The sequence below is a fragment of the Haemophilus parainfluenzae genome, from assembly GCF_014931375.1.
In the GTDB taxonomy this organism is placed as follows: Bacteria; Pseudomonadota; Gammaproteobacteria; order Enterobacterales; family Pasteurellaceae; genus Haemophilus_D.
The window spans coordinates 220,243-233,414 of the sequence record NZ_CP063117.1 but is presented as its reverse complement, the minus strand read 5'-3'; the positions used below and the strand labels follow the sequence as shown (position 1 = coordinate 233,414).

Genomic DNA, 13,172 nt, shown 5'->3' with positions numbered 1-13,172 from the left:
ATTCCTATTTTAGTTTTACTGAAGGTTGTGGGAGTTTTATATTAGGTATTGTAATAATGGCTATATTTTCTGAAATTTCATATAGATATATTGAAAACTATTTAAAGTGAGGACGTAATGAACCAAAAAATTTTAACTGTATCTATTGCTGCATATAATGTTTCTAAATATTTAGATGAAGCATTAGAACCATTTACTAATTCTGTGTATAAGGATGAACTTGAAATCTTAATAGTTGATGATGGTTCTAAAGATGATACTGCTGAGATAGCCAAAAAATATGAAGAAAGATACCCTAATACTTTTAAATTAGTTACAAAGGAAAATGGTGGCTGGGGATCAACATTAAATAAAGGAATTGAGATTGGCACGGGTAAGTATTTTAAACAATTAGATGGTGATGATTATTTTTCTCATGAAAATTTAGATGATTTTATTCTCTATCTCAAAAATACAAATGCAGATCTGATTCATTCTCCTTTCACAACTTTTTCCGATAAGAATGGAGCTATTTTAAGAACACTATCCTCAGGGTGGGATATCCCTTGGAGAAAAGATATTTTAATATCTGAAATACCTTTATTTTGTCCTGCGATGCATACTGTAACTGTGAAATTGGATATTTTAAAAAATAATCATGTCACTATCACAGAGAAATGTTTCTATACTGATGTTGAATTTGTATTGAAGGTTATGGGATTCTGCAAGACGTTCTCTTATTACGAATTACCTATTTATTACTATAGATTGGCTAGAAATGGTCAAAGTATGAGCATAGAGGGTGTTCGAAAAAATTGGCGAGATCATCTCAAAATGTTATCGGTAATGTTAGATTATGAAAAGAAAAATATAACTTCAGAGAGAACTAAAAAGATTTTTAAAGAAAGATTACATTGGGTATGTGAGTGGCAATATATATTCTTTTTTGCCTTAAATGGTACTAAAGAGCATAAAGATGCGCTAATTGCGTTTGATAGAGAATTAAAAGCGAATTATCCTGATTATTATAATAGTATAGAAAATGGGGCAGTTAAGTTTTTAAGAAAAGTTGGTTTCTTTGGATATAGCATAGTGGGTAAAATCCAAACGCTTAGAGATAAAAAGAGAAAAATTAATATTTTTGAGGGAGTGTAATTATATGTTAGTCGATGTATCTATTATAATACCGTTTTACAATACACCTCATCTTATGCTAAGAAAGGCTCTAGATTCTATTCTGGAGCAAAGCTTTATAAATTTTGAAGTGCTGCTTATTAATGATGGAAGTAAAAAAGATTATTCTCATTTAGAAAAAGAATATTCTCAAGATAAAAGAATAAAGTTTTTCACACAGGAAAATCTTGGGGTGTCAGCAGCTAGAAATAAAGGAATTGAGATTGCTTGTGGAAAATATATTGTTTTTCACGATGCTGATGACTTTGTTGAAAATAATTTTCTCTATTCTTTGGTAAAAAATATAAGAAACGCAGATCTTGTTGTTTGTAGCATTGATGAGCAGTGGTTCCCTGTATCAGATGGTTATATGGATATTAGATCCTTTTTATCTAAGCCAAGTATGTATAATTATGTTCAATATACTAATTTTTCTGTAAATAAACTCTTTAAAAGAGATATTTTAATTGATAATCATATTAAATTTGATACAACCCTAAAATTAGGGGAAGATGCTTTGTTTATTTCTGATTACTTAAAGCATTGTAGACGGATAAGAACAATTAGACAAAGATTGTATCATTATATTCCTCATGCATCTTCCGCAACTAATAAATATGATGAAAAATATTGGGATTATGAAAAGTCTGTTATATCAACTCAATTAAAAATGTTCTCTACCTATCCACTTAACGAGTTTGAGCAGGCTTTTTTATCTCATTGGCTTTATATTAAAATAAGAGGTTGTCTATTTTATTATCTATGGCATGAGAAAAATATTAAATTAAGGGATAATGTTCTTGATAAGATTCTTAATTCATCCTTTGTTGATGAGTTATATAATTGTAATAAAGATACTTATTTTTCTAAAGTTGATAAAATAGTAATTATGCTATGGAAAAAATATAAATTGGGTGGAGTTAAACTTAGCTATCGGGCTAAACTATTAGCAAATAAATATAATTTTATTAGAAGATTTTTATTGAAGTGAGGACTATATGAAGTCTAAGAATTTTATATACCTGTCTAGACTGGACCATTTAAGGTTTTTTGCTGCCATATTAGTTGTTTTTTTTCATTTCAAAGGAATTAATTTTAATAATTTTACTTATTCAAATATATTTGAAAAAATTTCTAGGGTTTGGGTTGAGCATGGACATACCGGCGTTAGTCTTTTTCTAGTTTTAAGTGCTTTTCTATTTACCTTAATTTGTGCGGGAGGAAAGAAACAGATAATCTACTGGAAATTTATTTATAATAGAGTACTAAGGATTTTACCTTTACTTACTTTAGTTGTTTTTGCTGTAATAACTGTAAATAGAGCGAACTCATCTCCTTTAGATATTTTAAGAGTATTTACTCTTCAGTTGAATACAGGGAATCCTGATACAGGCTGGGGACAGGAATATTTTCCTTCAGGTCCTATTTGGACTATAGCTGTTGAGTTTCAATTTTATTTGCTATTTCCATTTTTAATTTCTTTTTATGCTAAATATGGAAAAAAATATCTCTTTTTGCTGATTTTGATGATGATGATGTTTAGAGGAATGATTGTTTTCCTTAATGATAGATGGATATATTATAATTTGTATCATTCAATAGTGGGGAGAATTGATCAATTTGTTATTGGTATATTATTCGGTGTGTTGTATATAGAAAAAGTATTTACTAAAAATAGATTGGTTCTTCTTTCTTTAATTATTTTATCTATTGCCAGTTTAACATTTATTCTAAAGTATAACATTCCAGCTGAACAGAATAAATTCTTATCTTCTGTTATTGATTTCCCTTTGGAAGCTGTTTTTTACGGAATTATAATTGTTTCCTATTTAATGATTGATATCCCCTCAAATAAATTAGTGGCAGGATTAAGTAAGTTTTTTTCTTGGTTAGGTAGTTTGAGTTTTTCTATTTATCTTTTACATCTTCCTGTTGCTATGATTGTGTCAGATTTATTAAATTTGTCAGAACCAACTACCTTAGCAGAAAGTATAGGGAACAATTTGATTAGATTACCATTTATTATTGGTATGGCAGCCTTGTCGTTTTACTCTATCGAAAAACCTTTTATGAGTCTAAGAACTAAATATTTTAAAGAATGATATAGGATAGGATTGTGTTTATGAAAAATTTTTTATTAGTCGGCGCAGGTTTCTCCAACGCCGTTATCGCTCGCGAATTAGCAGAGAAAGGTTATAAAATGGTTGTTATCGATTCTCGTAGCCATGTAGCAGGTAACTGTCACTCTGAACGTGATGCTGAAACAAATGTAATGGTGCATATTTATGGTCCACATATTTTCCATACAGATAATGAGCGAGTATGGAATTATGTGAACAACTTTGGTGAGTTTATGCCATTTGTTAATCGCGTAAAAACGATTAGCCAAGGTGCGGTTTATTCTTTACCAATTAATTTACATACGATCAACCAATTCTTTGGTAAAACTTGCTCACCAAAAGAGGCAAAAGCGTTAATTGAAGCACAAGCAGACTTGTCTATTACTGATCCACAAACCTTTGAAGAGCAAGCAATGCGTTTTGTAGGTAAGGATTTGTATAAAGCTTTCTTCTATGGTTACACTAAAAAACAATGGGGTGTTGAGCCAAAAGAGTTACCGGCAAGCATTTTAAAACGCTTACCTGTGCGTTTTAACTATGACGATAACTACTTCGCACATAAATTCCAGGGTATGCCGAAAGAGGGGTATACACGAATTGTGAAAGCGATTTTAGATCATGAAAATATTGAAGTGCGTTTAAATACACCATTTGCTGAATTGATGAAAGCAGAATTTGATCATATTTTCTGGTCAGGTCCTTTAGATGCATACTTTGGATTTGAATTAGGTCGCTTAGGTTATCGTACCTTAGATTTTGAGGCATTCCGTGATGAAGGCGATTTCCAAGGTAATGCGGTAATTAACTATGGTGATGAAGAAGTACCATATACTCGTATTTCAGAGCATAAACACTTCGCACCATGGGAACAACACGAGAAAACGATTTGTTATCGTGAATTTAGCCGTCTATGTGGTGAAAATGATATTCCGTATTACCCGATTCGTTTAGTGAAAGATAAAGCTCTTTTACAACAATATGTTGAAAAAGCGAACAAGGAAACGCAAGTGACTTTCGTAGGGCGTTTAGGTACTTATCGTTATTTAGATATGGATGTGACGATTAAAGAAGCCTTAGAAACAGCTGATGTTGTAAAAGAATCATTAGAAAAACAGACCGCACTTAAACCTTTTTATGTAAATATGGACTAAAGTATAGCGAGTCTAGAAATAAAGCCATATACGATTTCGTGTATGGCTTTTGTTTAAATAAAATTGAGTTGATTATGCATGCTGAAAAATCAATTTGTGCGGTGGTTGTAACGTTTAACCGCAAAGTATTATTATTAAATTGTTTAAATGCGTTGAAAGCCCAAACACATCCTTTATCTCATGTTGTGGTGATTGATAATGCCAGTACTGATGGTACAGCCGATTTTTTAGATGAGCATGGCTGGATAAACAATGATGCTTTTACTTTAATCACGTTGCCCGAAAATATGGGCGGGGCAGGTGGGTTCCATGAAGGGATCAAGTATGCGTTTGAACAAGGTTTTGATTATATTTGGTTGATGGATGATGATGGTGTTCCTGCTGCAGATTGTCTAGATAAGTTACTCCCATTTGCAACAGAAAATAATTATTTAGGTCCATTAGTGCTTGATATTAAACAATCAAATAACTTTTGTTTTCCTATGCGATTACCTTCAACGTTGAAAAGATTAGATACTTTAGCTGATCTGAATACGTTAGAAATCAAAGAAAAAATAGACGGTATTGTTATTCCATTTAACGGTATTCTGCTTTCATCGAAAGTGGTTGAAAAGGTCGGTTTCCCTTTAAAAGAGTATTTTATTTGGGGGGATGATATGGAATACACGGCAAGAATGAAAAAATATGGTGTAGATATTGCTTCTATCGTGGATGCTTATTTTTATCACCCTAAAGATGAATCATTAGGTACGCCGATGTTTTTTAACAAACTACATTTTAATGATACACCATCGAAGTTGAAGCTTTATTGCATGTGTAGAAATGCCGTATCCAATTATAAAAAATATAGTAGCTATTTGCATGTTTCTGCATTTATACTTAAAACATTGTGGTTTTATTTATTTACAAAACCGAGTTTTTCTAAGTTAAATATTGCTGTTAGAGGGATTGTTCATGGCATAATGGGTGATTTTACTCATCATAAGGATTACTTAAAATAATATGCAAAAGCTTACTGTATTAGTGATTACGCATAAAGACTATGAGTTTCCAGATTCTGCATGCTATTGCCCGCTTTTTGTGGGAGGGAAGACTACAAGTGATCTAAAAAATGAAAGGTTTTACCAAGATAGCATTGGTGTGAATATAGCTGAAAAAAATAGTAGTTTTTGTGAATTAACAGGACTTTATTGGGCTTGGCAAAATGGTATCTTTAAAAATAACCAATATGTTGGGTTAGTACACTATCGACGTTATTTTGCAGGTAAAAAGTTATGTTTGAAGAAACAGCATATTGCATCAGAAAGAGAGTTGCTATCTCTTCTAGAAAAATATGAAGCAATTTTACCGAAAAAACGAAATTATTTTATTGAATCAATTTATTCTCACTACCAACATGCCCATCATGTTAAGGATCTGAATTGTACAAGGGAAATTATTTCTGAATTGCATCCTGAGTACATAACGAGCTTTGATGCAATTATGCAAGGTAGAAAGATACATATTTATAATATGTTTGTCATGTCATCAGAGAAAGCATCAGAATACTGTGAATGGCTTTTCCCTATTTTGTTTGAATTAGAAAGGCGAATAGATATAACCCAGTATGATAGCTACCAAAAAAGAGTCTTTGGTTTTATTGCTGAGCGTCTATTCAATGTTTGGTTGGTTTATCATCAGTTAAAGTTTTGTGAAATTCCGGTAGTTAATTTGGAAGGCGAGAATTTGTTAAAAAAAGCGATTAATTTATTAAAACGGAAATTTCTAAGATAAGGATTTCACTATGCATAAAATTACGTGGTGTAAATTTATTTTGTTAGCTACTGATTTTTTAACACTTTTTAGTTCATTATTTATTGCTTATGAAGTGTTAGATATCGCCCGTGGCGGCCGTTTTTATTTTCCTTTGGAAGAATTTAATACCTATGTATTGATTCACGCCTGTGTATCTTTCGTTGGTGTGTTGTGGTTTTGGATACGATTACGGCACTATACTTACCGCAAACCGTTTTGGTTTGAATTAAAAGAAATTATCCGTACCTTATTGATTCTTTTCATTATTGAATTGGCGATTGTTGCCTTTTCTCGTCTATATGTTTCCCGTTATTTCTGGTCTGTAACTTGGATTTGTATCTTTGTTGGACTTCCTTTCTCCCGAATTTTTGTAAAAAATCTTTTAATAAAAAGCGGAATGTATCTAAAAGAAACCATCATTATTGGCAATGGGAAAAATGCTAAAGAGGTATTTAACGCTTTAAATAACGAATCGTATTTAGGATTTGACATAAAATTATTTGTGACAACAGAAGATTACCATTCAGAGTTTATTGAGGGTATTCCCGTTATGCGTCATAACCCTGAGTTACTCATGAAATTAGTCTCCCCAGAATTTACCCAGTTTATTTTAGCAATTGATGAAGAAAATAAGATTAAGCAAGATTTCTGGTTGCGTTATTTAATTCGTAAAGGATGCCGTTCTATTTCAGTAATTCCTGATTTCCGAGGTATTCCACTTTATGGCACGGATATGTCTTTTTTATTTAGCCAGGAAATGGTGCTTTTTAGAGTAAATAATAATTTAGCAAAACGTTCATCTAAGATTGTTAAAAGAACCTTTGATATCTTAGGCTCATCTTTTCTCTTGCTTTTATTGTTACCATTTTGTATTCCTTTATATTTTATAATTACAAGGGATGGCGGTAATTTCATATACGAGCATCCAAGAATTGGTCAGTACAAAAAGAAATTCAAATGTTTGAAGTTTCGAACAATGGTGAATAATTCAGATGAAGTGTTAGAAAAGATTTTAGCAACGGATGAAAATGCTAGATTAGAATGGGAAAAAGACTTCAAACTTAAAGATGATCCACGCATTACACCAATTGGAAAATGGTTAAGAGCGAGAAGTTTAGATGAACTACCACAGCTTTGGAATGTACTTAAAGGTGAGATGAGTTTAGTTGGACCTCGTCCTATAGTGAAAGAAGAATTGTCTTATTATCAAGAGGACGTTGATTATTACCTTATGGCTAAACCTGGAATGACGGGTTTATGGCAGGTAAGTGGGCGGAATAACGTGAGCTATGATACGCGAGTTTATTTCGATACCTGGTATGCTAAAAACTGGTCTTTATGGAATGATATTGTGATCTTACTTAAAACGGCTAAAGTAGTTTGTAAGAAAACAGGGGCCTATTGATGAAGCAAATTCTCGTCACCGGTGGTTCTGGCTTCATCGGTTCCGCCCTCATTCGATACATCATTAATCATACTCAAGATTCTGTTATCAATGTTGATAAGCTGACTTATGCTGCAAATCAATCATCCTTAAAAGACATAGAAAATAGTACTCGGTATGCTTTTGAAAAAGTTGATATCTGTGATCTTAAGGTGATAGAAAGCATTTTTGAAAAATATCAGCCAGATGCGGTGATGCATTTGGCGGCAGAAAGTCATGTTGACCGTTCTATTACGGGATCGGCTGATTTTATTCAAACCAATATTGTGGGTACTTATACATTGTTAGAGGTTGCTAAGAATTATTGGTATACCTTAGACGAAGCTAAAAAAACGACCTTTCGATTTCACCACATTTCTACAGATGAAGTGTATGGGGATTTATCCCTTTCTGATCCTGCCTTTACTGAACAGTCTCCTTATCATCCGAGTAGCCCTTATTCAGCCTCAAAAGCGGCGAGTGACCATTTGGTGCACGCTTGGCATCGCACTTATGGTTTGCCGGTGATTATCACAAACAGTTCCAATAACTATGGAGCTTATCAACACGCTGAAAAGCTTATCCCTTTAATGATTTCAAGTGCTGTGATGGGCAAGCCTTTGCCAATTTATGGTGATGGGCAGCAGATTCGTGATTGGTTATTTGTGGAAGATCATGTTCAAGCCTTATATTTAGTTTTAACAAAAGGTCGAGTCGGGGAAAGCTATAATATTGGCGGAAATTGTGAAAGAACAAACCTTGAAGTAGTTAAAATGATTTGTGAGTTACTCGAAGAACTGTTGCCAAATAAGCCTAATCACATTAAGTATTACGAAGGTTTAATTACTTTTGTAAAAGACCGACCAGGTCACGATGTACGATATTCATTGGATTGTTCTAAAATTCATGCAGAATTAGGTTGGCAACCGCAAATAACCTTTGAACAAGGACTTCGTCAAACGGTAAAATGGTACCTAGAGAATAATAGATAAATAAAGGAGAAGAACCACATGCAAATTACATTATCGATAGCTCCCGCTTCGGAGAGTTGGGGCAAAAATGCCATTTTAAGTTTTAATCAAGATCAAGCCGTTATTCATCTTAAAGATGATGAAAAATCGAACCTTGTTTTAGTGCAAAAAGCCGCACGTAAATTACGTGGACAAGGCATTAAAGACGTTGAACTTGTGGGTGATGCATGGGAATTAGAAAATTGCTGGGCATTTTATCAAGGTTTTTACACAGCGAAGCAAGATTATTCGATTGAGTTTCCTCACTTAGATGATGAGCCGCAAGATGAGTTATTAGCGCGTATTGAATGTGGTGATTTTGTACGTGGCATTATTAATGAACCGGCACAAACTCTTACTCCAATTAAATTAGCAGAACGCGCGGCTGAGTTTATTTCTAAACAAGCCGAAAATTATGCCGATAAAAGTGCGGTCAGTTTTCAAATCATTTCTGGTGAAGCATTAAAAGAGCAAGGTTACCATGGGATCTTTACTGTGGGTCGTGGTTCTATTAATCCGCCCGCTATGTTGCAATTAGATTTTAATCCGACTAATGACCCAAATGCGCCTGTATTAGCGTGCTTGGTTGGTAAAGGTATTACTTTTGATAGTGGTGGTTACAGCATCAAACCAAGTGATGGTATGAGTACCATGCGTACCGATATGGGTGGCGCAGCATTATTAACAGGTGCATTAGGATTTGCCATTGCGCACGGTTTAAATCAACGAGTTAAACTTTATCTATGCTGCGCAGAAAACTTGGTGAGCGGTAATGCGTTTAAATTAGGTGATATCATCACATATAAAAATGGTGTTACAGCTGAAATTCTAAATACTGATGCGGAAGGCCGTTTAGTATTGGCGGATGGCTTAATTGAAGGCGATAGTCAAAATCCACAATTTATTGTTGATTGTGCAACCTTAACCGGTGCAGCGAAAGTGGCAGTCGGTAATGATTACCACAGCGTGCTTTCTATGGATGATGCGTTGGTAAATAGCCTATTTCAAGCTGCCAAAGAAGAAAATGAACCGTTCTGGCGTTTACCTTTCGAAGAATTTCATCGTAGCCAAATTACCTCTTCTTTTGCGGATATTGCAAATACAGGTACAGCGCCGGTTGTCGCGGGCGCAAGTACTGCAACGGCATTTTTATCGTATTTTGTGAAAAACTATCAACAACGTTGGTTACATATTGATTGTTCGGCCACTTATCGTAAATCAGGTAGTGATTTATGGGCGGTTGGTGCAACCGGAATTGGTGTGAAAACTTTAGCAAATTTATTAGTAACGAAAGCAAGTTAAGTAGGATTTTATGACAGAACGTACTTTTTCAATTATCAAACCCGATGCAGTAAAGCGTAATTTAATTGGTGCTATTTTAGGGCGTTTTGAATCACAGGGATTCCGTGTTGTTGCGCTTAAAATGGTGCAATTAACCAAAGAGCAAGCGGAAGGTTTCTATGCGGAACATCAAGGTAAACCATTTTTTGACCCGTTGGTGGAGTATATGCTCTCTGGCCCGATAGTGGTTTCTGTATTGGAAAAAGAAAATGCCGTAAAAGATTACCGCACTTTGATTGGTTCAACGAATCCCGCTGAGGCGGCAGAAGGTACTATCCGTAAAGACTTCGCGTTAAGCCAGCGTGAAAATTCTGTTCATGGTTCTGACAGTGTTGAAAGCGCCAAACGAGAAATCGCTTATTTCTTTGTTGATTCAGAAATTCAACCGTAATTCATTTCTATAAAAAAAGCACTTAGTGAATCGCTAAGTGCTTTTATTTTATTGCTTTTCAATTTTTGAGATAGTCTTTTTCAGAGGATCAATTTCAGCCCGAATATGAAAGGCTTTCGCCAAATTTTCCGCATTTAATACGGCTTGCGTTTCACCAACTGCTAACAATTTGCCTTGTTCTAATAGAATAATTTCATCACAAAATTGATAAGCCAATGAAAGGTGATGAATTGCGACGATGCATGTGTGTTGTGGTGTGAGTGATTTAAGCTGTTCCATCATATCAATTTGATAATAAGGGTCGAGTGGCGCAATCGGCTCGTCCACCAATAAAACAGGGGATTCTTTAATACTGCAACGAGCAAGTTGTACTCGTGCTTTTTCGCCTCCAGAAAGTTGTTGAAATGGCTTATCGAGTAAATGAGTTACTGCAAATTTTTTTGAAAACGCTTGAATTTTTGACCGCTCTTTTTCTTTTGGTAACGGAGCTGCCAAGCCTAACGCAATCACATCATAAACGGATAAATCCCAATGAATTTGCGTATTTTGTGCAAGATAAGCAATGTGTTGGCTTTTTTCAGTCGTATTCATGTTGCTTAATGGCTGATTATCGAACCAAACTTCTCCTTGTTTTAAGGGCAAGATGCCTGCAATGGTTTTTAATAATGTAGATTTCCCCGCACCATTGGCGCCCATAATGCCAATCAATTTACCTGATGGAAGCGTACAGTTGATGTCATTTAAGCAATAGGATTGGGTGAGTTTTTCAATTCTAATCATAGATTTTTCTCTGTTGCGTTAATAACATCCAAATCAAGCAAGGCGCGCCGATAAGCGCAGTTAATGTTCCGATGTAAATATGTGAGAACAGTGGGATATATAAAATCGCTAAATCGGCCAATAACAGCAATAATGCCCCAATTAATGCACTGGTGAGATAAAGCTGTGATGGGCGAGCTTTCAGTAAAATACGGGCGAAGTGTGGCGCGATTAAGCCGATAAAGCCAATGGTACCGGTTTGTGGAATGGTCGCCCCCACTAATAAAGCCACACCAAAGGTGCTGATGAAAAAGCTACGTTTCGGATCTACTCCCATAGTGCTCGCTGTTTCCTCACCAAAGGTGAGTAAATCTAAGTATCGGCGAGTGTGGTATAAACAGAAAATCCCCGCCAGAACAATGGGGAGTGAAATAAGCAGGGTATCTAATTTAGCCCACATCAACGAGCCTTGTAGCCAACGATAAAGTTCAGCTAATGCCCATGGGCTTTCCGCATTGGAAAGCAGTAATGCAATTGCTGAACCAAGCAACATATTAACCGCTAAACCGCTTAGAATCATCATCGTGGTGCCGTAGTTTTTAGCGATCAAATACACGATGAAAAAGCTTAAAAGCGCACCAATCACACCACCCGCTAAGAGCAGTGAAAATGGCACGGCAAAATAATAGAGGATAAATACACTAGCAGCTGTTGCTCCAGAGCTACTGCCGAGTAAGCCCGGACTTGCTAATGGATTTTGGAAAATACCTTGCATCGCATTGCCCGCTATCGCTAGGCTAGCGCCCGTCAATAAAGCTAAACCAATGCGTGGAAAACGAATATCCCACAGCACCATCGAGCGCATATCGGTGAGCACACCATCCGCATTTTTGAGATGGGCAAAGTCGCCTAGCTGATGATAAATCGCAAATCCGCTAATCGACAGCAACGCGAAGAAAAGTGCGGTATTTAATTTTAGTGTTTTGGTCAATGATCAATTTCCTATGTAATCCAAATATCATTTGTTAATTTTATTTTGTCAAATCTCCCCTAACCCCTCTTTGCTAAAGAGGGGGATTATAGTGTCGGGATTTATAATTCTGATGCTTTATTCTAATCATTTATACATAAAGACATATAAATATGCCATCTAGAGTTAATTTAATAATGGAATTCCCCTCTTTAGCAAAGAGGGGTTAGGGGAGATTTGTCAGCTACATTATTTTAACTGTTGATAAATCTTCTCCGCCCCTTGCCACACACCGTGATCAAAGCAATAAGTATATTTCATTGGGATGCTGACAAGCGGTTGGTTTTTGAAAAAATCTTGCAACATAGGGTGTTGCAGCAATTCGGCTTGTGCATTGTAACCTTGTTTGTCGGTCAGAGAAATCAGTACATTTGGCTGACTTAAAATCACTTTTTCTAACGAGAAATTTTGTGCGGTCAGTGGTGTTTTTAGTGGCGTTAATCCGAGTAAATTTAACAGCACAGGATATTGCGGATAGTAACTCTCTACCACACCTGTTTCCGATAAAATCAGCGTATTGGTAAGCGGTCGATTTAAGTGAACGTTTTGCGATTTGAGTTTTGTTACTAAATCTGCCGCCTTTTGCTCATTACCCAGTTGTTTGCCTAATTCTAGAATCAGCGCAAATAATTCATCTGGCGTTTGTGGGCTGTCGTTTATCGGGATAATCTTCACACCGAGTTTTTTCAGCTCTGCGACTAATTGGGGATAAAAAGTTTCATTAATCAGAATAGTTTTATCTAAATAGGGCAATAATTCCGTTAATTGCGGTTCCAGCACAGGTTTGTTGGTATTGATTTTGTCTAACATCATCAACGGATTTTTCGAATAAGGTGACTGTGCAGCAATTTGCGAAGGCTCAGCCAGTTCGATAAGCAGTCTGTCACTGCAAAGCGTAAGTGAGACAAATTGTTCCGAAGCCTGAGCGGTAAACGGAAGAAAAAGTGCGATTAAAATTAAGCGAGTTTTTTGCATATAGATAATGATACGCTACGCCATCA

Annotated in this window: 13 protein-coding genes; 10 read left to right on the top strand and 3 right to left on the bottom strand. The window is 35.3% G+C overall.

What is annotated here, in order from left to right; all coding sequences use genetic code 11:
* The first annotated feature begins 117 nt into the window (after positions 1 to 117).
* The 10 genes from INP95_RS01140 to ndk all read left to right on the top strand — a co-directional run bounded on the left by INP95_RS01140 (position 118) and on the right by ndk (position 10,382).
* Positions 118 to 1,134, top strand: coding sequence for a glycosyltransferase family 2 protein (locus tag INP95_RS01140; protein ID WP_197560729.1), 1,017 nt, complete (start codon positions 118 to 120; stop codon positions 1,132 to 1,134).
* A gap of 4 nt (positions 1,135 to 1,138) precedes the next feature.
* Positions 1,139 to 2,143: a glycosyltransferase family 2 protein gene (locus INP95_RS01135; protein ID WP_197560728.1), complete on the top strand. Its 1,005-nt coding sequence runs from the start codon at positions 1,139 to 1,141 to the stop codon at positions 2,141 to 2,143.
* 7 nt (positions 2,144 to 2,150) lie between these two features.
* Entirely contained in the window at positions 2,151 to 3,254 is a 1,104-nt protein-coding gene (locus tag INP95_RS01130; protein ID WP_197560727.1) for an acyltransferase family protein, read from the top strand.
* Positions 3,255 to 3,274: 20 nt separating this feature from the next.
* Entirely contained in the window at positions 3,275 to 4,423 is a 1,149-nt protein-coding gene (gene glf, locus INP95_RS01125; RefSeq protein ID WP_197560726.1) for a UDP-galactopyranose mutase, read from the top strand.
* A gap of 74 nt (positions 4,424 to 4,497) precedes the next feature.
* Complete coding sequence (locus tag INP95_RS01120; RefSeq protein WP_197560725.1) at positions 4,498 to 5,424, top strand: glycosyltransferase family 2 protein; 927 nt, start codon at positions 4,498 to 4,500, stop codon at positions 5,422 to 5,424.
* A 1-nt stretch (position 5,425) separates the two neighbouring features.
* Entirely contained in the window at positions 5,426 to 6,196 is a 771-nt protein-coding gene (locus INP95_RS01115) for a DUF4422 domain-containing protein (protein WP_197560724.1), read from the top strand.
* A 10-nt stretch (positions 6,197 to 6,206) separates the two neighbouring features.
* A complete protein-coding gene (gene wbaP / locus INP95_RS01110; protein ID WP_070590155.1) occupies positions 6,207 to 7,622 on the top strand; it encodes an undecaprenyl-phosphate galactose phosphotransferase WbaP in 1,416 nt (471 codons plus the stop codon).
* Entirely contained in the window at positions 7,622 to 8,632 is a 1,011-nt protein-coding gene (rfbB, locus tag INP95_RS01105; RefSeq protein WP_070590162.1) for a dTDP-glucose 4,6-dehydratase, read from the top strand. Before wbaP ends, rfbB begins: the two co-directional genes overlap by 1 nt.
* 18 nt (positions 8,633 to 8,650) lie before the next feature.
* The gene (pepB, locus tag INP95_RS01100; protein ID WP_070590165.1) at positions 8,651 to 9,952 is read left to right on the top strand and encodes an aminopeptidase PepB; all 1,302 of its coding nucleotides are present in this window, start codon (positions 8,651 to 8,653) and stop codon (positions 9,950 to 9,952) included.
* A 10-nt stretch (positions 9,953 to 9,962) separates the two neighbouring features.
* The gene (gene ndk, locus INP95_RS01095) at positions 9,963 to 10,382 is read left to right on the top strand and encodes a nucleoside-diphosphate kinase (RefSeq protein WP_049367312.1); all 420 of its coding nucleotides are present in this window, start codon (positions 9,963 to 9,965) and stop codon (positions 10,380 to 10,382) included.
* A gap of 48 nt (positions 10,383 to 10,430) precedes the next feature.
* Here ndk and INP95_RS01090 read toward each other — a convergent pair whose 3' ends face one another.
* From INP95_RS01090 to INP95_RS01080, 3 genes are all read right to left on the bottom strand, one after another.
* Complete coding sequence (locus INP95_RS01090) at positions 10,431 to 11,162, bottom strand: ABC transporter ATP-binding protein (RefSeq protein WP_070590170.1); 732 nt, start codon at positions 11,160 to 11,162, stop codon at positions 10,431 to 10,433.
* Entirely contained in the window at positions 11,155 to 12,132 is a 978-nt protein-coding gene (locus INP95_RS01085; RefSeq protein WP_197560723.1) for a FecCD family ABC transporter permease, read from the bottom strand. The genes INP95_RS01090 and INP95_RS01085 overlap by 8 nt, the downstream gene beginning before the upstream one ends.
* Before the next feature lie 228 nt (positions 12,133 to 12,360).
* Positions 12,361 to 13,146 carry a substrate-binding domain-containing protein gene (locus tag INP95_RS01080; protein ID WP_070590176.1) on the bottom strand — a complete coding sequence of 262 codons (786 nt, stop codon included), beginning with the start codon at positions 13,144 to 13,146 and terminating at the stop codon, positions 12,361 to 12,363.
* Positions 13,147 to 13,172 lie beyond the last annotated feature (26 nt).